Source organism: Acidovorax sp. GW821-FHT09B03 (assembly GCF_059418305.1).
This window is the reverse complement of sequence record NZ_JBWKPP010000010.1, coordinates 92,147-110,874: the sequence shown is the minus strand read 5'-3', so window position 1 is coordinate 110,874 and position 18,728 is coordinate 92,147. Positions and strand designations below refer to the sequence as shown.

The 18,728-nt window shown below is 67.8% G+C and carries 18 protein-coding genes; 8 read left to right on the top strand and 10 right to left on the bottom strand.

Annotated elements, in window-relative coordinates; translation table 11 throughout:
• Positions 1-11: 11 nt before the first annotated feature.
• The 4 genes from AC07PA_RS18785 to AC07PA_RS18770 form a co-directional block, all read right to left on the bottom strand.
• Positions 12-221: a major capsid protein gene (locus AC07PA_RS18785; protein WP_494606199.1), complete on the bottom strand. Its 210-nt coding sequence runs from the start codon at positions 219-221 to the stop codon at positions 12-14.
• A 70-nt stretch (positions 222-291) separates the two neighbouring features.
• Entirely contained in the window at positions 292-636 is a 345-nt protein-coding gene (locus tag AC07PA_RS18780; RefSeq protein ID WP_494606197.1) for a hypothetical protein, read from the bottom strand.
• Between the two features lie 87 nt (positions 637-723).
• Positions 724-897, bottom strand: coding sequence for a hypothetical protein (locus tag AC07PA_RS18775; RefSeq protein WP_494606195.1), 174 nt, complete (start codon positions 895-897; stop codon positions 724-726).
• Between the two features lies 1 nt (position 898).
• Positions 899-1,270, bottom strand: coding sequence for a hypothetical protein (locus AC07PA_RS18770; RefSeq protein WP_494606193.1), 372 nt, complete (start codon positions 1,268-1,270; stop codon positions 899-901).
• A gap of 390 nt (positions 1,271-1,660) precedes the next feature.
• On the opposite strand from AC07PA_RS18770, the gene AC07PA_RS18765 reads away from it, so the two are divergent.
• The 6 genes from AC07PA_RS18765 to AC07PA_RS18740 all read left to right on the top strand — a co-directional run bounded on the left by AC07PA_RS18765 (position 1,661) and on the right by AC07PA_RS18740 (position 8,784).
• Complete coding sequence (locus AC07PA_RS18765; RefSeq protein WP_007852342.1) at positions 1,661-2,314, top strand: RlmE family RNA methyltransferase; 654 nt, start codon at positions 1,661-1,663, stop codon at positions 2,312-2,314.
• Between the two features lie 357 nt (positions 2,315-2,671).
• A complete protein-coding gene (gene ftsH / locus AC07PA_RS18760; RefSeq protein WP_007852345.1) occupies positions 2,672-4,600 on the top strand; it encodes an ATP-dependent zinc metalloprotease FtsH in 1,929 nt (642 codons plus the stop codon).
• Between the two features lie 168 nt (positions 4,601-4,768).
• The gene (folP, locus tag AC07PA_RS18755) at positions 4,769-5,614 is read left to right on the top strand and encodes a dihydropteroate synthase (RefSeq protein WP_007852348.1); all 846 of its coding nucleotides are present in this window, start codon (positions 4,769-4,771) and stop codon (positions 5,612-5,614) included.
• A gap of 65 nt (positions 5,615-5,679) precedes the next feature.
• Complete coding sequence (gene glmM / locus AC07PA_RS18750; RefSeq protein WP_494606190.1) at positions 5,680-7,014, top strand: phosphoglucosamine mutase; 1,335 nt, start codon at positions 5,680-5,682, stop codon at positions 7,012-7,014.
• A gap of 4 nt (positions 7,015-7,018) precedes the next feature.
• Positions 7,019-7,531, top strand: a complete 513-nt coding sequence (locus AC07PA_RS18745; RefSeq protein WP_494606189.1) for a GNAT family N-acetyltransferase — start codon at positions 7,019-7,021, stop codon at positions 7,529-7,531.
• 212 nt (positions 7,532-7,743) lie between these two features.
• Entirely contained in the window at positions 7,744-8,784 is a 1,041-nt protein-coding gene (locus AC07PA_RS18740; RefSeq protein ID WP_494606187.1) for an amino acid ABC transporter substrate-binding protein, read from the top strand.
• Positions 8,785-8,799: 15 nt separating this feature from the next.
• Here AC07PA_RS18740 and AC07PA_RS18735 read toward each other — a convergent pair whose 3' ends face one another.
• Genes AC07PA_RS18735 through AC07PA_RS18725 form a run of 3 tightly spaced genes read right to left on the bottom strand, consistent with a single transcriptional unit; the run spans position 8,800 to position 12,658 of the window.
• Positions 8,800-9,930, bottom strand: a complete 1,131-nt coding sequence (locus AC07PA_RS18735) for a CaiB/BaiF CoA transferase family protein (RefSeq protein ID WP_494606185.1) — start codon at positions 9,928-9,930, stop codon at positions 8,800-8,802.
• A gap of 7 nt (positions 9,931-9,937) precedes the next feature.
• Positions 9,938-10,912 (bottom strand): Bug family tripartite tricarboxylate transporter substrate binding protein, encoded by a 975-nt coding sequence (locus AC07PA_RS18730; protein WP_494606183.1) that lies wholly within the window; start codon positions 10,910-10,912, stop codon positions 9,938-9,940.
• Positions 10,913-10,948: 36 nt separating this feature from the next.
• Positions 10,949-12,658, bottom strand: a complete 1,710-nt coding sequence (locus AC07PA_RS18725) for an acyl-CoA dehydrogenase family protein (RefSeq protein ID WP_494606181.1) — start codon at positions 12,656-12,658, stop codon at positions 10,949-10,951.
• A gap of 101 nt (positions 12,659-12,759) precedes the next feature.
• On the opposite strand from AC07PA_RS18725, the gene AC07PA_RS18720 reads away from it, so the two are divergent.
• A complete protein-coding gene (locus AC07PA_RS18720; RefSeq protein ID WP_494606179.1) occupies positions 12,760-13,665 on the top strand; it encodes a LysR family transcriptional regulator in 906 nt (301 codons plus the stop codon).
• A 12-nt stretch (positions 13,666-13,677) separates the two neighbouring features.
• Here AC07PA_RS18720 and AC07PA_RS18715 read toward each other — a convergent pair whose 3' ends face one another.
• From AC07PA_RS18715 to azu, 3 genes are all read right to left on the bottom strand, one after another.
• Positions 13,678-15,069: a 3-deoxy-D-arabino-heptulosonate 7-phosphate synthase gene (locus AC07PA_RS18715; protein WP_494606177.1), complete on the bottom strand. Its 1,392-nt coding sequence runs from the start codon at positions 15,067-15,069 to the stop codon at positions 13,678-13,680.
• Positions 15,069-15,338: a hypothetical protein gene (locus AC07PA_RS18710; RefSeq protein WP_494606175.1), complete on the bottom strand. Its 270-nt coding sequence runs from the start codon at positions 15,336-15,338 to the stop codon at positions 15,069-15,071. The genes AC07PA_RS18715 and AC07PA_RS18710 overlap by 1 nt, the downstream gene beginning before the upstream one ends.
• Positions 15,339-15,417: 79 nt before the next feature.
• Positions 15,418-15,882: an azurin gene (azu, locus tag AC07PA_RS18705; RefSeq protein ID WP_494606173.1), complete on the bottom strand. Its 465-nt coding sequence runs from the start codon at positions 15,880-15,882 to the stop codon at positions 15,418-15,420.
• 195 nt (positions 15,883-16,077) lie between these two features.
• On the opposite strand from azu, the gene AC07PA_RS18700 reads away from it, so the two are divergent.
• On the top strand, positions 16,078-18,717 hold the full coding sequence (locus AC07PA_RS18700; protein ID WP_494606171.1) for a diguanylate cyclase domain-containing protein: 2,640 nt from the start codon (positions 16,078-16,080) through the stop codon (positions 18,715-18,717).
• Positions 18,718-18,728 lie beyond the last annotated feature (11 nt).

Here is an 18,728-nt window from a genome sequence, read left to right as displayed (position 1 = left end):
AATAGCCGGATTTAGATCCAGCCGAACTTGCCTGCGAGCTTCTTCAAGCCCCAGAACACGACGAAGGCCGCGATGATGGCCGTGACCGCCGTGGTCATGTCGGTGCCGGCGGTTTCGATGGCGGTGGTGACACCTGCAGGCAGGGCGGCGTGGGCGTAGCCAGCAGTGGCCAGGGTGAAGGCGTGCACGGCGGCCAGCTTGACGAGGGTTTGCTTGCGCATGGATTGACTCCTTTTTGCGGTGCGGGATTGCACCCTGTGACGGCCTCAGGGAAGCCGCCAGGGGGTGGAATCAAGCGTTTGCAGGGGCAGGGGTTGCGCCGGGTTTCTTGGGTGCGAAAACGGCCTTTGGATCAACTGGCGACAGCGACACAAACTGGGCCTCGATACGGCCCGCGTTGTCGCCGTAGTCGCGTACACCGAGCGTGAAGCCCACCGCGAACAGTCCCAAACCTACCTGCCCCTCCAGGCTGGCCGGGACGCGGAACATGCCGACGGTGGCCACAGAGCCGTCCTCTTTTCGAACGATGGCGCGTGCCTCTTTCCATTGGGTGTATTGACCAGTTTTGGCATTCGGCGTCTTGGACGTTTTGTCCTCGATGAGGATGATTTCCATCAGGGATGCATAGGCAGACATGGAGACTCCTTTGATGGGCAGCTATGGCCCGGATATGAGCAACAGCGCTCTGACATGCCCCGGCCAGCGAGGCATGGCGGAGGGGTGTCAGATGACGACCTGCACGGTGGAGCAGGGGAGCCACTTGCCGAGGGCATTGCCGGGGATGCGGACCAAGCATCGGCCCGTGCGGACGCGGAGCACTTCCCCGCGATAGCCATGCCAGGAAACGAGCAAGCCGCGCTTGATCAGCTTGTCATTGAGGTCAAGGTTCGCTGGCATCTCAGAAATTCCCGGCGCGGCTGCAACCAAAACCCCAGGCAGTAACGACGCCCTTGGAGTACCGATCGGAGGTGTGGCTACCAGAAGGAATCATGGAGGGCGCATCCATGTCGTCACCGGACATATCGACGTCGGACGACCTGTAGTCGTCGCGCATGTCGAAATAGGAAATACCTCGAAACACGCGAGCAACAGGAGGTTCAAAGCGAGGGCACTCCCCACCGTCCACCGCCAATGGGTGAGCCACCACCGCAACGGCGGTTTGCTGGACAGGGGGAGTGCTGGGGACCGCTGCAGGTGGTGCAGGGAGGAATGTGAGCGCCAAGAAGCGCTCTTGGGCGAATTCAGAGAACGAGAGCTGGGTGGCTGGCATGGGTGGCTCCATGATGGTTAAACTAACCACTTCAATAGGTAAGTTGCTAGTGAAATGGCAATTTAATGTAAACGAAAATTACCACTGGAGTAGCAACTTATGACATTGAAAATTGCTATTGAAAGAGCAACTTCATTGCTTGGAACGCAGAAGGAGGTAGCCGAAGCAATGGGGGTCAGCCACACGTGGATAAGCGGCTGGAAGCAAGGGTCAAGGCCATGCGGGATGGACAAGCGGATAAAGCTGTACCAGATGGCAGGAATGGACCCGACCTATGCGGTGCTGGAATCGCTCGCGGGTCAACTAGACGAAAATGACGAATGGCAGAGCAGGGCGAAGGAAACGCTGAATGCCATCCTGAACGCGTTCCCCGAACCGGAAGAGATCGAAATGAAAGTTAAAACCCAAAGCAAGAAGGTCAACAAGGCGTGGCTCAACGACCACGTCAACGACACCTATGTCAAGTTGGCCCAGAAAGAGGGTTTTCGGGCCCGTGCGGCCTACAAACTCAAGGAAATCGACGAGCAGTTGCACCTGATCAAGCCCGGCAATACCGTGGTGGACCTGGGCTCCACCCCGGGCGCCTGGAGCCAGTACGTGCGCCGGCGCCTGTCGCCCAGCGGCGCGGCCACGGGGCAGCTCAATGGCAACATCATCGCGTTGGACATCCTTCCCATGGAGCCCATCGAGGGCGTGACCTTCCTGAACGGCGATTTCCGCGAGGAATCGGTGCTGGCCCAGCTGGAGGCGGCGCTGGAGGGCCGGGTGGTGGACGTCGTGGTCTCGGACATGGCGCCGAATCTCTCGGGCATTGAATCGGCCGACGCTGCCCGCATTTCCCATCTGGTGGAGCTGGCGGTGGATTTCGCGACGGCCCACCTCAAGCCCGACGGGGCGCTGGTGGTCAAGCTGTTCCATGGCAGCGGCTACAGCGACCTGGTCACGCTGTTCAAGCAGACCTTCAAGGTCGTGAAACCCGTCAAACCCAAGGCCTCGCGCGACAAATCGTCGGAAACCTTCCTCGTCGGCATGGGGCTGAAGTAAGCACCCCCTGAGTCGCTTCGCGCCTTCCCCCTCTCTCCTGCATTGCTGCGCAATGCGGGGAGGGGGACGCTCCCAGCGCGGCGGGGCGGCCCTTGCGCGGGAGCACTGGTTTGGTTTGCGCCAGTTTCGTGGGCCGCCGGCAGTAGGGAGTTCAGAGTACAAAGGGGCGTGCCGAGGAGGTCAATCGATCGAAAAGAGCGCCGATTTGTGAAAAACCCCCGTAAATCCCGAGCGGTGCCCATGGCCGCTAGGGGGAATAGCCATGGCGCCTTGGCTTGAAAGACCTAAAATGGGCCACATATAGGCCGTGACGGCTTTGTGACCGTCGCCCTTTCTCCCTTGCAACTGGAGCCCCGCTTGAACAATCAGTGGTTTTCAAAAATTGCCGTATGGCTGGTCATTGCCATGGTGCTGTTCACGGTGTTCAAGCAGTTTGACACCCGTGGCGGCGCCAGCGCAGGACATATCGGGTACTCCGAATTCCTCGAGGAAGTTCGTAACAATCGTATCAAGAGCGCCACCATCCCCGAAGGGCTGAGCGGTGGCGAGATCGTGGCCGTCACCAACGACGACCGCAAGATCCGTACGAACGCCTCCGTGCTGGACCGTGGCCTCGTGGGCGACCTGATCAGCCACAACGTCAAGTTCGACGTGAAGCCCCGCGAGGAAGGCTCCCTGCTCATGACCCTGCTGGTCAGCTGGGGCCCCATGCTGCTGCTCATCGGCGTGTGGGTGTACTTCATGCGCCAGATGCAGGGCGGCGGCAAGGGCGGTGCCTTCAGCTTCGGCAAGAGCAAGGCACGCATGCTCGACGAGAACAACAACCAGGTCACGTTCGCGGACGTGGCTGGCTGCGACGAGGCCAAGGAAGAAGTCAAGGAAGTCGTGGACTTCCTCAAGGACCCGCAGAAGTTCCAGAAGCTCGGCGGCCGCATTCCGCGCGGCCTGCTGCTGGTCGGCCCGCCCGGCACCGGCAAGACCTTGCTGGCCAAGTCCATCGCGGGCGAAGCCAAGGTGCCGTTCTTCAGCATCTCGGGTTCGGACTTCGTGGAAATGTTCGTTGGCGTGGGCGCGGCCCGCGTGCGCGACATGTTCGACAACGCCAAGAAGAACGCCCCCTGCATCATCTTCATCGATGAAATCGACGCCGTGGGCCGCCAGCGTGGCGCCGGCCTCGGTGGTGGCAACGACGAGCGCGAACAGACCTTGAACCAGATGCTGGTCGAGATGGACGGTTTCGAGACCAACCTGGGCGTGATCGTGGTGGCTGCCACCAACCGCCCCGACATCCTGGACGCCGCCCTGCTGCGCCCCGGCCGTTTTGACCGCCAGGTCTACGTGACGCTGCCCGACATCCGTGGCCGCGAGCAGATCCTGAACGTGCACATGCGCAAGATCCCGATCGGCCAGGACGTGGCCCCGGGCATCATCGCCCGCGGTACGCCCGGCATGAGCGGTGCCGACCTGGCCAACTTGTGCAATGAAGCGGCCCTGATGGCTGCGCGCCGCAATGCCCGCACCGTGGAGATGCAGGACTTCGAGAAGGCCAAGGACAAGATCCTCATGGGCCCCGAGCGCAAGAGCATGGTCATGCCCGAGGAAGAGCGCCGCAACACGGCCTACCACGAAGCCGGCCACGCCCTGATCGGCAAGCTGCTGCCCAAGTGCGATCCGGTGCACAAGGTCACCATCATCCCCCGTGGCCGTGCCCTGGGCGTGACGATGAGCCTGCCCGAGCAGGACCGCTACAGCTACGACCGCGAATACATGCTCAACCAGATCAGCATGCTGTTCGGTGGCCGCATCGCCGAAGAAGTGTTCATGAACCAGATGACCACCGGCGCCAGCAACGACTTCGAACGTGCCACGCACATCGCGCGCGACATGGTCACCCGCTACGGCATGACCACGGCCCTGGGCCCCATGGTCTACGCCGAGAACGAGGGCGAAGTCTTCCTGGGCCGCTCGGTCACCAAGACCACGAACATGAGCGAACAGACCATGGAAAAGGTCGACAGCGAAGTGCGCCGCATCATCGATGAGCAGTACGACTTGGCGCGCCGCCTGATCGAAGAGAACAGCGACAAGATGCACGCCATGGCCAAGGCCCTGCTCGAATGGGAAACCATCGACATGGAACAGCTCAACGACATCATGGCCGGCAAGCCGCCCCGTCCCCCCAAGGACTGGACGCCACGCACACCTTCGTCGGGTGGCGACACCCCGGGCGGCGGCACACCTGCCGTGGCCACCGAGGCAGCACCGGCAGCACCGTCGGCCGCCTGACAGAGCCAGGCGAGGCAGGCGAACCAGCGGTTCAACCGCACCAACGGGGCCCAGTGCCCCGTTTTTCGTGGCTGGGCCTGCTCTGCCCCCTTCTTCGCCCCATCCGCATCCACGTCCCCTCATTCCCTGCCGGTGCGCCCCTGGCGGCGCACCTCCCCCCTTTTTTCCATGTTCTGGCAGACCTCCCGCTTCGCCATCGACCTTGCCCGGCCGCAGGTCATGGGCATCGTCAATGTCACGCCCGATTCCTTCTCGGATGGCGGGCAGCATGCCAGCACGGCGGCGGCGCTGCGGCATTGCGAACAGCTGGTGAAAGACGGCGCCCACATCCTCGACGTCGGCGGTGAATCCACACGCCCCGGCAGCCCGGCGGTGCCGCTGGCCGAGGAACTGGCCCGCGTGCTGCCGGTGGTGCAGGGGGCCGTGTCGCTGGGCGTGCCGGTCTCGGTGGACACCTACAAGCCCGGGGTGATGCAGGCCGTGCTCGACCTGGGTGCCGACATCGTCAACGACGTGTGGGCGCTGCGCCAGCCCGGCGCGGCGGCCGTGGTGGCCAGCCATCCCCTGTGCGGGGTTTGCCTGATGCACATGCACCGCGACCCGCAGACCATGCAGGTGGCGCCCATGGCGGGCGACGTGGTGCGCGAGGTGCTGTCGTTCCTGGCGCGGGCGGCCGACGGCCTGCAGGCCCTGGGCGTGGCCCGGGAGCGCATAGCGCTGGACCCGGGCATCGGCTTCGGCAAGACGGTGGAACAGAACTTTGCCTTGCTGGCACGCCAGCAGGAGCTGGTGGCCACGGGCCATGCCGTGCTGGCCGGCTGGTCGCGCAAGTCGTCCCTGGGGGCGGTGACGGGGCTGGCCGTGGCCGGGGAGCGCATGCTGCCCAGCGTGGCGGCGGCACTGCTGGCCGTGGTGAACGGTGCGCGCATCGTGCGCGTGCACGACGTTGCCGAGACAGTGAGCGCCCTGGCCGTATGGCAGGCGATGGAGCAGCAGAAGCAGGCACAGCCATGAAGGCCGTGCGCCGATGGCAGGCGCATGGCAAACCAAAAAAACGATAGAACCCGAGGATTCCACCCATGACACGCCAGTATTTCGGCACCGACGGCATCCGCGGTACCGTGGGCCAGGCCCCCATCACCCCCGACTTCGTGCTGCGCCTGGCCCATGCCGTGGGGCGCGTGCTGCGCCGCTCCGAAGAGCGCCCCACCGTCCTGATTGGCAAGGACACGCGCATCTCGGGCTACATGCTCGAAAGCGCGCTGGAGTCCGGTTTCAACTCCGCCGGGGTGGACGTGGTGCTGCTCGGCCCGTTGCCCACGCCTGGCGTGGCCTACCTCACGCGCGCGCAGCGCGCCAGCCTGGGCGTGGTGATCAGCGCCAGCCACAACGCCTTCCCCGACAACGGCATCAAGTTCTTCAGCGCCCAGGGCACCAAGCTGCCCGACGCCTGGGAACTGGCGGTAGAGGCCGCCCTGGCAGAGGCCCCGGTGTGGGCCGACTCGGCCAGCCTGGGCAAGGCGCGCCGGCTCGACGACGCCGCGGGCCGCTACATCGAGTTCTGCAAGAGCACCTTTCCGCAAGACCTCACGCTCAAGGGCCTGAAGATCGTGGTGGACGGGGCCCATGGCGCCGCCTACCAGGTGGCACCCAAGGTGTTCCATGAACTGGGCGCCGAGGTGCTGTCCATCGGCTGCGCGCCCGACGGCCTGAACATCAACCACGAGGTGGGGGCCACCCACCCCGAGGCGCTGGTGCGCTCGGTGCGCGCCAACCGCGCCGACTACGGCATTGCGCTGGACGGCGACGCCGACCGCCTGCAGATGGTGGATGCCTCGGGCCGCCTGTACAACGGCGACGAGCTGCTGTACCTGATGGCGGCCGACCGCCTGGGCCGCGGCGAGGAAGTGCCCGGCGTGGTCGGCACCCTCATGACCAACATGGCGGTGGAGGTGGCTCTGCAGCAGCGCGGCGTGCAGTTCGTGCGCGCCAAGGTGGGCGACCGCTATGTGCTCGAAGAGCTGGCACGCCACGGCTGGACGCTGGGCGGCGAGGGCTCGGGCCATCTGCTAGCGCTGGACCGCCACACCACGGGCGACGGCCTGGTCAGCGCCCTGCAGGTGCTGCAGGCCTGCGTGCGCAGCGGCAGGAAGCTGCCCGATCTGCTCAGCGACGTCACCCTGTACCCCCAGGTGCTGCTCAACGTGCGGCTGGCGTCAGGGCAGGACTGGAAGTCCAACCAGCTGCTGGCCCGCGAGACAGAGGCCGTGAAGCAGGAGCTGGGCACCACCGGCCGCGTGCTGATCCGTGCCAGCGGCACCGAGCCCCTGCTGCGCGTGATGGTCGAGGCGCGCGAAGCCCAACTGGCCAGCCGCAGCGCCCAGCGCCTGGCCGATGCCGCGCGTGCCGGTTGATGCCATGGCCGACGTAGCGATCGAGGTGCGCCGCGTGGACTATGCCCACCCCGGCGATGCCCGGGCCCTGGTGCAGTTGCTCGACGGCTATGCCCGGGATCCTGCCGGTGGCGGCCAGCCGTTGGCCGGGCAGGTGCTGCAGGGCCTGCCCGCTGCACTGCAGCAGCGCCCCCAGGCCTTCAGCGTGATCGCCTGGGCGCAGCAGGGTGCGGACACGGCGTCCGTGCCCGTGGGTCTCGTCAACTGCTTCGAGGGCTTTTCCACCTTTGCCTGCCAGCCCCTGGTCAACGTGCACGACGTGGTGGTGGCCCCGGGCTGGCGCGGCCAGCGCATCGCACAGCGCATGCTGGCGCTCGTCGAGTCCATGGCGCGTGAGCGCGGGGCCTGCAAGCTCACGCTGGAGGTGCTTTCGGGCAACACCAGTGCCATGGCGCTGTACCTGCGCGAGGGCTTTGCGCCGTATGCACTCGACCCGGCCATGGGCCAGGCGCAGTTTCTGCAGAAGAAACTGGCCTGAGCTCCACCGGGCCGGCACGGCCCGGTCTTTGTAAGCAGCTGTTTGCTTGCGGCCACGGCGGCGCGATCCGTGTAGCCTGTGGGCTGCTTCCATCCTCGTAAATCCCGATGCAGGTGCACAGCCGGTATCGTCCAGAATCTCGCACCCACAAGGTGGCGGCCGGCGGTGCACACAAGGCACCGCGACTGCATTTTCCAAGGAGCACGCCTTTCATGACCCATTCCCCCCTGCGCGCCGCAGTCGCCCGCCTGCTCCTTGCCGCCACCTGTGCCGCAGCCCCCTGGTCGGCCCATGCCGGCAAGACGCTGGACAGCATCAAGGCCCGGGGCCTGGTGGTCTGCGGTGTCAACACGGCGCTGGCCGGCTTTTCGGTCGCCGACACCGGTGGCCGCTGGTCGGGCCTCGACGTGGACATCTGCCGCGCGGTGGCGGCGGCGGTGCTGGGCGATGGCGAAAAGGTCAAGTTCGTGCCGCTGAGCACCTCGCAGCGCTTCACGGCGCTGCAGTCGGGCGAGATCGACGTGCTCTCGCGCAACACCACCTTTTCGCTCACCCGCGATGCGTCCATGGGCCTGCACCAGACCGCCGTGACCTACTATGACGGGCAGGGCGTGATGGTGCTCAAGAAGAGCAACATCAAGAGCATGAAGCAGCTCAAGGGCCAGACGGTGTGCGTGCAGTCGGGTACCACCACCGAGAAGAACCTCGTCGACTATTCGAAGACCCACGACCTAGGCATCAAGCCCGCCGTGTTCGAGAAGGTCGAGGCCGCCACCGCGGCCTACTTTGCCGGGCGCTGCGTGGGCTATACCACCGACGCCTCGGGTCTGGCCTCGGTGCGCAACAAGGAGGCCAAGAACCCTGCCGAACATGCCGTGCTGCCCGAGCTGATCTCCAAGGAGCCGCTCGGCCCCATGGTGCGCCGCGGCGACGACGAATGGTTCGCCATCGTCAAGTGGGTGGTCTACGGCCTCATCGAGGCCGAGGAGTACGGCGTGACCCAGGCCTCGGTGGACCGCCAGAAGACCGGCAGCACCGACCCCGTGGTGCAGCGCCTGCTGGGCACCACCGAAGACACCGGCAAGCTGCTGGGCCTGGACCGCGACTGGCTGGCCCGCGCGGTCAAGACCACGGGCAACTACGGCGAGATCTTCGAGCGCAACGTGGGCCCCAAGTCCGCGCTGGGCCTGCAGCGCGGCCTGAACAACCTGTGGAACCGGAACGGGCTGATGTACGCCTTCCCCATCCGCTGAGGATTCGCGGAGCGGTCAGCCCTCGAAGCCCGTTCCGGGCGCCAGGGGCGCATGGCGGTAGCTGGCCGGCGTGCGGCTGAGCTTCACCGGCGCCCCGATGCCGCGGTAGCCGCCCGGCAGGTCCACCACCATCTGCCGGTGCGCGGTGTGCGGGTGCGCCAGCGCCGCATCGACGGACAGCACCGGCGCGGCGGGCACGCCTGCGGCCATCAGCGTGTCCACCAGCGCACTGCCGTCGAAATCCTTCATCGCGTCTTCCAGCACGGCCTTCAGCGCCACGCGGTTCACCGAACGGTCGCCGGCCCGGGCATAGCGGGGGTCGTCCGCCAGTGCCGGCACACCGATGCAGCGGCACAGGCTGGCGAACTGGCGGTCGTTGCCCACGGCGACGAACAGCGGCTGCGTTCGGGTGGCCAGGGTGTCGTAGGGGTAAATGTTGGGGTGCGCATTGCCCGTGCGCCGGGGCGTGTTGCCGTCCAGGAACCAGTTGGCGGCGTGCGGGTGCAGCAGCGACAGGCCGCTGTCGTACAGCGCGGCTTCGACGAACTGCCCGCGGCCACTGCGCTGCCGCTCCTGCAGCGCCAGCAGCACGCCGATGACGGCGTTCAGGCCGGTCACCATGTCCACCACGGGCAGGCCCACGCGCAGCGGTCCTCCTTGCGCTTCGCCATTGATGCTCATGATGCCCGCCAGGGCCTGCACCGCCGCGTCGTAGCCGGGCAGTGCGCCGAGCGGACCATCGGACCCGAAGCCCGTGACGCGGCACCACACCAGGCGCGGGAAACGCTCTGACAGCGTTTCGTAGCCGATGCCCCAGCGCTCCATCGTGCCGGACTTGAAGTTCTCGATTAGCACATCGGCCTCGGCCACCAGCGTCAGCAGCGCCTCGCGGCCCTCGGGACTGCCCAGGTCCAGGTGCATGCAGCGCTTGTTGCGGTTGAGCCCGTGGTAGTACGAGGCGACGCCGTCCTTGAAGGGCGGGCCCCAGGTCCGGGTGTCATCGCCCTGCGGGGGCTCCACCTTGAGCACGTCGGCGCCGTGGTCGCCCAGGATCTGGCCGCAGTAGGGGCCGCCGAGGATGCGCGAGATGTCCAGCACGCGCACGCCGGCCAGCGCGCCGCGGGGAAGGGAATCGGAGGGAGTCATGGGGGCCTCAGTCGAGTTGTGCGCCGGACTGCTTGACGACGCCGGCCCATTTGGCCATTTGCGCCTCGATGAACCTGCCCAGTTGCTCGGGCCTGGGCGAGGGGGCGGGCTCCAGTCCCTGGGAGGCGAGCAGTTGCTTGACCTTGGCGGTGTTCAGCACCTCGATGAAGGCCTTGTTGAGCTTGGCGATGCGCTCGGGCGGCGTGCCTGCAGGCGCCACGATGCCGAAGAAGACACTCACGTCGTAGCCCGGGACGCCCTGCTCGGCGACGGTCGGCACCTCGGGCAGCGCCTGCGAGCGTTCTGCCGTGGTGACCCCCAGGGCCCGCAGCTTGCCGCTCTTGACGTAGGGCTGCGCGGTGAGCACGTCGGTGAAGCTCATGGTCACCTGCCCGCCGAGCAGGTCGGTCAGCGCCGGGCCCGTGCCCTTGTAGGGGATGTGCTGCAGGTCCACGCCGGCCGAGGCATTGAACAGCACGCCCGCCAGGTGCGACGAGGCCCCGTTGCCCGACGAGGCATAGCTCAGTTTGCCCGGCGAGGCCTTGGCGTAGGCGATCAGCTCCTTCACGGTCCTGGCGGGCACCGCGGGGTTCACCACCAGGATGTTGGGCAGGTGGCCGACCTGGATCACCGGGGCAAAGCTCTTCACCGGGTCGTAGCCGATCTTGCGGTAGAGGCTGGCGTTGATGGCCAGCGGGCCCGAGGTGCCGAACAGCAGGGTCTGGCCATCGGCCGCCGCGCGTGCCACGTGCTCCGCGCCGATGTTGCCACCCGCTCCGGCGCGGTTTTCCACCACCATCGGCTGGCCCAGCCGGTCCTTCATCTCGGCCGCGAGCGTGCGTGCCATGGCATCGGTGGGGCCGCCAGGCGGGAAGGGGATCACCAGCGTGACGGGACGGTCCGGGAAGGTGTCGGCGTGCGCCAGCGGCATCAGCGGCAGTGCAGCGGCGCTGGCGAGCACGAGGGTGGTGAGAAGTCGCATCGGTGTGTCTCCGTGTTGTCGTGGGAAAGCGGTCGATCAGGCCGGCACGGCGTTCGCGGCGCCGCCGGTCCATTCCAGCGGCAGGTGCGCCGGGGCCAGTGGGTCGCGCGGCAGCACGCGGTGCAGCAGCACCAGCTGCGCCCATTCGATGCGCTGCGCGGAACCACCGCGTGCGCCCTCCCAGGCCATGGCGATGGCGCTGGTGACGTGGTAGAGCGCCGAGGCGGCCTGGCGCGCGAGCACATCGCCGCCCTCGTCGGCCGCGAGCAGGGCCAGCGCTGCCGCGCGGGCGAGCGCACCGCGCAGCGCGTCCGCAAAGCCCGGCGCGATGGCAGCGTCGTCTAGCAGCGCCTCGCAATGGGCCTGCAGCACGGGCAGCGAGCCCTCACGCTTCACCGCGCGGACCACGTCCAGGGCCACGATGTTGCTGGTGCCCTCCCAGATCGAGCCCAGGTGCGCGTCGCGCACCAGGCGGGGATCGCTCCACTCCTCGATGTAGCCGCAGCCGCCGCGCACCTCCATGGCATCGCCGGTCACCTTGCGCGCATCGCGGCAGGCGCGGAACTTGATGAGCGGCGTCAGGATGCGCAGCAGGGGATAGGCAGCGGCCTCGCCCGCGTCGGAGCGTGCCAGCGCCTGGGCGGTCTGGAACACCATGCTGCGGGCCTGCTCGGCGGGCAGCACCAGCTTGTGCAACTGGCGCTGCATCAGCGGCATGTCCTGCAGGGGTTTGCCGAAGGCCCGGCGCTCGCGGGCGATGTGCTCGGCCTCGGCCACGGCGCGGCGCATCAGGCCGGCTGCGCGCACGCCGTTGGACAGGCGCGAGTTGTTCACCATGTCGGCCATCTGCACGAAACCCCGGCCCTGCTCGCCGACCAGGTAGGCCAGCGCCCCTTCGAGCCGGATCTCGCCACTGGCCATGGAGCGCGTGCCCAGCTTGTCCTTGAGCCGCAGGATGCGGTAGTGGTTGGGCACCCCGCCATCGAGCAGGCGGGGCAGCAGGAACAGCGAGACCCCCTTCAGGCCCGGGCTGCCGCCATCGCAGCGCGCCAGCACCATCGCGAAATCGGCATCGGGGTTGGAGCAGAACCACTTGTCGCCGGTGAGGCGCCATTGGCCCTGCCCATCGAGCCAGGCGCGCGTCTGCGTTGCCGCGATGTCCGAGCCGGCGGTTTGCTCCGTCATGAACATGGCGCCCTGGGCCACGCGGTCGAAGTCCAGGTGCTGCAGGCGCGGCAGGAAGCGCGCGACCAGCTCGGGGCTGCCGAATTTCTTCAGGGTGCGCGCCAGCGAGTCGGTCATCGACACCGGGCAGCACAGGCCGAACTCGGCCTGCACGAAGAGGTAGGTGAGCACGTACTTGACCAGCGGCGGCATGCGCCCCTTCCACCCCAGCGTCTCCTCGCGGTGCGACATCGCGGCCAGGCCGAACTCGCTGAAGGCCAGCCGCTCCATCTCCACGTAGGCCGGGTGCTTGTGGACCGTCTGCAGGTCGATGCCCGTGCGGGTGCGCAGCGACAGGGTGGGCGGGTTCCTGTCGGCGGTGCCGGCCAGTTCGTCCAGCACGCCACCGGCCAGCGCGCCCAGCCGCTCGAAATGCGGGCGCATGTGCGCCAGCAGGTCGGCCGGCAGGTAGAGCGCCAGCAGCCGGTGCAGTTCGGTGTCGCTGTCGTAGAGGCTGGCGCCATGGCGGTCGGGCACGGGGTGGTCGTGGACCGCGTCGGATGGCGAAGAACGGGTGGGCATGGCATGTCTCCTTTGCCGCGATTCTTGGCCGGTGATCAATTCTTGTCTAATATTGATTAGGTCTTGTTCATTCCGATTTGAATATCGGTAAAGGGTTTGCGATGGAACTGCGCCATCTTCGGTACTTTGTTGTCCTGGCCGAGGAACTGCACTTCGGACGGGCCGCCCGGCGTCTGGCCATCTCCCAGCCGCCGCTGAGCGTGGCCATCCGCCAGCTAGAGGATTCGGTGGGCGCGCAGCTGTTCGAGCGCAGCAGCAAGGCCGTGCGCCTCACGCCGGCAGGGCAGGCGCTGCAGGCCTCGGCGCTGAGCCTGCTGCAGGCGGCCCAGGAGGCCGCCACCGAGGCGCGCCAGGTGGCCCAGGGGGCGGCCGGCCGGCTGCGCATCGGCTTCGTCGGCTCCATGCTCTACCGCGGCCTGCCGCAGGCGCTGGTGCGCTTCCAGGCCGCGCACCCGGCCGTGCGGGTCACTCTGACCGAGCTCAACTCCGCCGAGCAGATGGCCGAGCTGCTCCACGACCGGCTGGACATCGGCTTTGCCCACACGCACCGCGTGCCGGCCGAGCTCGACTGCCGCCTGCTGGTGTCCGAGCCTTTCGTGGCCTGCCTGCCCGCAGGTCATCGGCTGGCCAGGAAGCGCGCGGTGGCGGTGGGCCAGCTCAAGGACGAGCCGTTCGTGCTGTTCTCGCGCAGTGCGTCGCCCGACTACCACGCGCGCATCCTCTCGGTCTGTGCCGACGCAGGCTTCTACCCCGAGGTGCGCATGCAGGTGCGGCACTGGCTGGCCGTGGTGTCCCTGGTGTCCCAGGGCATGGGCGTGGCCCTGGTGCCCGATGCGATGCGGCACTGCGCCCTGCCGGGAGCGGTGTTCCGGCCGCTGGCCGGTTCGGGCCGGCAGTCCGAGGCCTATGGGGTCTGGCAGGCGGCCTCGCGCAACGTGCTGGTGCCGCGCCTCCTCGAGGAGCTGGCGGCACACCCCGATCGCGCCGGCCGGGCGGCAATCGACTGACTGGCAGGTCGCTCAGCCTTGCACGGCCTGCGCCAGGTCGTCCACGTGCACCATCAGCTCCCGCACGCAGCGCAGCGTGGGGTACTGCTGCAGCACGGGTTCCCACTGCGGTGATTCCAGCAGGGCCTGCCAGACGGGCTCCAGGTCCTGCGCATCGGCCGGCCGGCCCTTGGCCAGTGCGGTGGCGAACGCCAGGCTCTGAGCGGCGCCGAGCAGCTGCATGCGGCTTGCGGCGGCAAGCAGGTGGGGTATTGGCGGGGCGGGGGCGTCGGTGCAGTAGAGCACCGTGGCCCGCAGATCCGTGTCCGGCCTGTCCAAGGCGCCCAGGGAGGCGCCGCGCAGCCGCACTTCGCCCTCTCGGCTGAGGAAGGTGTACGCCGTGCCCGCGTCGGCATGGCCAAGCAGGCGCAGGCCGCGCCGCAGGCGCGAAAAATCGCTCGCCACGGCATCCACCGAGGCCTTGGCCTCCAGCAGCAGGCAGACATCCCAGGCCGGTTGCTGGCCCGCAGTGCCGGGGGCCTGGTGCAGCAGCACGGCATCCCATTCGCTCTTGGCGCGCTCGGCGCTGGCGGGGATGGAGGGCGGCACCCGCAGCGAGGTCACCACGCGCCAGGCACCGTGCGTGCCCTCGGCCCGGTCCAGTCGCTGCGCCAGAGCCTCCAGGGCCCGGGCGGCCAGGGTTTCCATGGCGGCACCGCGCTGCTGCGCCATGTCGCCATAGGCGCTGGCTTCGGCCGTGCCCGGGCGGGGGCCCTGCCGGTCGCGCAGGCGCTGGTAGGCCTGTACCTGCGGGTCGTCCTGCAGCGCGCCGGCGCGCTGCAGGCGTGCCAGGGCGGGGCCTTCCAGCAGCCGGGCCAGGCTGCGCTGCAGCTCAGGCGCATCGGCGGTCTGCGCCATGGCAAGCAACTGCCGCAGCGTATCGCCCAGTGCGGCCCACTGCCCGGACTCCGCCTGGGCGTGCAGGCGCTCCAGGGCCTCGCGCAGTGCACCGGGGTCGCAGTGCTGGCGCCTGGCGGGGTGTGCCACGGCATTGGCGCCCGCGCGCAGCTGCCGGCGGTCCTGCTCGGCGTGGTTCTGCAGGTCGATGCATTCCTGCACCTGCGGGGCCTGGCGTGCGAGCACAGTGGCCTGGTAGGCCGCGTCCCCATCCTCCGTGCGCATGGCCTCGCGGATCAGGTGGGCCAGGGCCTCCAGGAACGACTGCCGCGTGGCCGCATCGGGGCGCTGCGCGCCGGCCCGGGCCCGGCGCACCTGTTCGAGGGCCAGGGCCATGGCGGCCGTGGGGCCGGCCTGGGGTCCTGCCTCAGGCTCTGCAGGCAGCCGGTAGCGGCGTGCAGCCGTGCGCAGCACCTGGTCGAGCAGGGGCGGGCGCAGAGGCAGGGACGGTGCCCCCGTTTCGGACATCAACCCGTGCCGCCTGTGGGCTCGGGTCCGGCGCCACGGTGGGACTTGGTCCAGTCGTAGGGCGAACCATCGGGCAGGAGCCGGGCTTGCACCGTGCTCACCCCGGCACGCCCCACGCTCTCGCTGAGTTCGCTGGAAAGGCTCACATGGCGCTTGCCGGCCTTGCGCTTGTCTTCGCAGAACTGCAGGGCCGGCATCAGCTGGCCCGGGTCGAAGACCTGCATGGCGGGAGTGCCGGGTGCTTCCAGCCAGTAGACGACGATGCTCATGGGCGACTTTCTTCGGGTTCTGCCCCCGATTCTCGCCTGCCTGTCGCGCGTTGGCTGGATGCGCCCGGGTTGGGGGGCCTTACCTGGCCAGCGTCAGCGTGCCCTTCATCAGGCTGGAATGGCCCGGGAAGGAGCAGAACCAGGCGTAGGCCTCTCCTGCCTTGAGCCTGGCCACGTCGAAGCCCACCGCGTCGGCCTCGCCACCGCCGATGACCTTGGTGTGCGCGATCACGCGGGTATCCCCGGCCTTGACGTAGGCCTTGTCCACACCGGCCGCCATGCCATCGGCAGCCACGCCCTGGGCGTCGGCCGCCTTGGTCAGCACCCAGTTGTGGCCCATGGCCGTCTTGGGCAGCTTGCCCACGTGCTTGAGCTTCACGGTGAACTGCTTGCAGCTGGCAGGCACGGCGATGCTCTGCTTGTTGAACTGCATGGCATCGTTGCCTTCGATCTCCACGTCGCAGGTGGCGGCCAGCGCCGGACCGGCGAGCAGGGCGGTCAGCAGCAGGGCGGCGGAACTCTTCATCATCATCCTGGTCGTCATTGTCGATTTCTCCATTGGTAAAAAGGCGCTTGCATGCCCGGCGAGGGAGGCCGGGCTTGGCGATGAGTGGACCACCGCTGGCCGCTGGGCTCCTTGATGTGCATCAACGGCGCGCGCGCCCTCTTGCAGCGGCAATCCGGTGGGGACAGGGGAAGGCCCGGTATTTCGGGACCCCGGCTTGAGCTAGCATGGTCCATGGCCGAGAATTCCCCACCCATGCCCCTGCGCGCCGAGCAACCCGGCCGCCGGCTGGGGGCATTGCTGACGGGCGCCAGTGCCCTGCTTGCGGCGCTGCTGTGTGGCCTGGTTCTGTGGGTGCTGTCCTCTTCGCGGCAGAACCACGAAGAGCGAGCCCGCACCACGGCGGAAAGCCTGGTGGCGATCACCGGTGCCAACGTGGGCTCCGAGCTGGGCCTGATCGATGCCGTGCTCAGGATGACGATGGATGACCTCCTGCGCAGCGGATTTGGCTCGCGTGTGGCGGGCGACGACATCCAGCGCCTGCTCGATGAGCGGCGCCACCTGCTCCGGGGCGCCGAAGGCTTTCGACTGGCGGATGAGAAGGGCGCCGTGCGGTGGGGCAATCAGGTGGGAGGGGCGATGGTACCGTCCATCGCTGGCCGGGAATTCTTCCAGCAGGCCAGCCAGTCCGTATCGGGCGATCCCATCGTTTCCCGACCCGTGGTCTCGCAGGTCTCAGGCAACTGGGTGATCGTCATCGCACGCCCCCTGCGCGTGAATGGTCAGTTCGCGGGGGTCCTGTACGCGACCATCCGGGTGGACCACTTTGCACAGATGTTCCACGGCTACGAGCTGGGTGAGCGCGACGCCATCACGCTCCGGACGCGGGATCTGCGTTTCGTGGCATGGATGTCGCCCGGGAACGAGGTCCATGTCGAGATTGGATCGACCCAGGTCTCCGATGAGCTGCGGGCTACCCTGGCGATCAAGCCTTCATCCGGCGTCTACACGGCCGCTTCTGCGACCGATGGAGTGGAGCGGACGGTCGCCTACCGTGAAGTGCAGGGCTGGCCGTTCATCGTCTTTGCAGGGCTCAACAACCAGCATTTCTTCCAGCCCCTGGCGCAGGAGGCACGCACACTGTCGCTGATGGCGGGGCTCATGTGGCTGCTGAGCTGCGCTGCCGCCATCGTGGTCTACCGGCTGGGACTGCGCGAACTGGGCACCCTGCGCGCCCTGGAGGCGCAGAGCCGGCGCACACAGATCCTCTTGCGCGTGGCTGGTGACGGCATCCACATCATCGACCGCCAGGGACACCTGGTCGAGATGAGCGATTCGTTCGCGCAGATGCACCGATCTTCCCGGGAGGCGCTGCAGGGCAGGCATGTGTCCAGCTGGGATGCCAACCAGAACGAAACGGCCATCCGCGGCTGGCTGGCCAAAGTGCGTGATGGTGATCGGCAGCGTGTGGAGGTTCAGCACCGGCGGGCGGACGGCGAGGTCATCGATGTCGACTTGCACTGGCATGCGGTGGGCATCGACGGACGGTTGCTGATCTTCGGCTCAGCCCGGGACATCACCGACAGGAAGCGCCTCTTGCAGCGTGTCGAAGAGTCCGCGGCGCGCATGCAAGACCTCTACGACCATGCACCCTGCGGGTATTTTTCACTCGATGCCGATGGCGGTGTCGTACACATCAATGCCACCCTGCAGCAATGGCTGGGCAGCACGCCCCTGGACTCCCATACCCGCTTCAGCGAGCTGCTGCAGGGCGAGCACCGCCAGCGCTTCCATGACCACTTCCTCATGCTCACCCTGCAGGAGCGGGCGCCCGAGATCGAGGTCGAGCTGGCGCCGCCGGGCGCTGCGCGCCGCTTCGTGCGCATCAACTCCACGGCTGTGCGCGATGGACAGGACGGGCAGGGCAACTTCCTGATGAGCCGCACCGTGGCGGTCGATGTGACGGCGCAGCACGAGGCGCTGCGCCAGGTACAGGCACTGCTGCACGAGCAGTCGGCCATGCTCAACAGCGACCTGGTGGGCATGCTCAAACTCAGCGGCCGCACCATCACCTGGAAGAATGTCGCCATGGAGCGCATGCTGGGCTATGGGCCCGGCGAACTCGAGGGGACCGAGGTCCAGGCCCTGTATGCGCGCGGCGAGGACTACCGCAACGTGGAAGAGGCCGCCGCGCTGCGGCTGGGCCGGGGCCAGAACTACCGCACCGACGTGCGCCTGCAGCACAGGAGCGGCGAGGCCATCTGGGTGGACCTGAGCGGAGTGGGCCTGTCCGACAGCGAGACCTTCTGGATGGCGGTGGACATCTCGGCGGCCAAGCGGGCGCATGCGCAGATGACGCACGTGGCCTTCCACGATGCGCTCACGCAATTGCCCAACCGCCTGCTGCTGGTGGACCGCCTGCGCCAGGCCCTGGCGGCGGCGCAGCGGGCCGGCCACGGGGTGGCGGTGTGCTTCTCCGACCTGGATGGATTCAAGGCCGTGAACGACCAGTTCGGGCACGATGCGGGTGACCAGCTCCTGGTCGAGCTGGCCCGGCGCATCTCCGGCAGCATCCGTGCATCGGACACGGCGGCGCGCATCGGGGGAGACGAGTTCGTGCTGGTCCTCACGCCCGTGGCCGGGGAAGAGTGGCGGGCCGTGCTCGATCGCCTGATGCAGGCGGTTTGCCAGCCCGTGCACCTGCCGGCCTCCGGCGCGACCGTGCGCGTGGGCATGAGCATCGGTGTCGCGCTGTCGCAGGGGCGGCTCGACGCGCAGGAACTGCTGGCCGAGGCGGACGAGGCCATGCTGCAGGCCAAGCGGTCCGGAAAGCACCGCGTGCAGCTGGCGCAGGTGGTGCAACCGCTGTCTTGACGCCGCGCGGG

What these genes read in the sequence shown, in the direction of transcription:
- AC07PA_RS18725 (WP_494606181.1), bottom strand. Translation starts at nt 12,658, where the DNA reads ATGCCCACCCGTTCTTCGCCATCCGACGCGGTCCACGACCACCCCGTG.
- AC07PA_RS18770 (WP_494606193.1), bottom strand. Translation starts at nt 1,270, where the DNA reads ATGCCAGCCACCCAGCTCTCGTTCTCTGAATTCGCCCAAGAGCGCTTC.
- glmM (WP_494606190.1), top strand. Translation starts at nt 5,680, where the DNA reads ATGACACGCCAGTATTTCGGCACCGACGGCATCCGCGGTACCGTGGGC.
- AC07PA_RS18745 (WP_494606189.1), top strand. Translation starts at nt 7,019, where the DNA reads ATGGCCGACGTAGCGATCGAGGTGCGCCGCGTGGACTATGCCCACCCC.
- AC07PA_RS18720 (WP_494606179.1), top strand. Translation starts at nt 12,760, where the DNA reads ATGGAACTGCGCCATCTTCGGTACTTTGTTGTCCTGGCCGAGGAACTG.
- AC07PA_RS18775 (WP_494606195.1), bottom strand. Translation starts at nt 897, where the DNA reads ATGCCAGCGAACCTTGACCTCAATGACAAGCTGATCAAGCGCGGCTTG.
- AC07PA_RS18735 (WP_494606185.1), bottom strand. Translation starts at nt 9,930, where the DNA reads ATGACTCCCTCCGATTCCCTTCCCCGCGGCGCGCTGGCCGGCGTGCGC.
- AC07PA_RS18785 (WP_494606199.1), bottom strand. Translation starts at nt 221, where the DNA reads ATGCGCAAGCAAACCCTCGTCAAGCTGGCCGCCGTGCACGCCTTCACC.
- AC07PA_RS18740 (WP_494606187.1), top strand. Translation starts at nt 7,744, where the DNA reads ATGACCCATTCCCCCCTGCGCGCCGCAGTCGCCCGCCTGCTCCTTGCC.
- azu (WP_494606173.1), bottom strand. Translation starts at nt 15,882, where the DNA reads ATGACGACCAGGATGATGATGAAGAGTTCCGCCGCCCTGCTGCTGACC.
- AC07PA_RS18730 (WP_494606183.1), bottom strand. Translation starts at nt 10,912, where the DNA reads ATGCGACTTCTCACCACCCTCGTGCTCGCCAGCGCCGCTGCACTGCCG.
- AC07PA_RS18715 (WP_494606177.1), bottom strand. Translation starts at nt 15,069, where the DNA reads ATGTCCGAAACGGGGGCACCGTCCCTGCCTCTGCGCCCGCCCCTGCTC.
- AC07PA_RS18710 (WP_494606175.1), bottom strand. Translation starts at nt 15,338, where the DNA reads ATGAGCATCGTCGTCTACTGGCTGGAAGCACCCGGCACTCCCGCCATG.
- AC07PA_RS18765 (WP_007852342.1), top strand. Translation starts at nt 1,661, where the DNA reads ATGAAAGTTAAAACCCAAAGCAAGAAGGTCAACAAGGCGTGGCTCAAC.
- folP (WP_007852348.1), top strand. Translation starts at nt 4,769, where the DNA reads ATGTTCTGGCAGACCTCCCGCTTCGCCATCGACCTTGCCCGGCCGCAG.
- AC07PA_RS18780 (WP_494606197.1), bottom strand. Translation starts at nt 636, where the DNA reads ATGTCTGCCTATGCATCCCTGATGGAAATCATCCTCATCGAGGACAAA.
- AC07PA_RS18700 (WP_494606171.1), top strand. Translation starts at nt 16,078, where the DNA reads ATGGCCGAGAATTCCCCACCCATGCCCCTGCGCGCCGAGCAACCCGGC.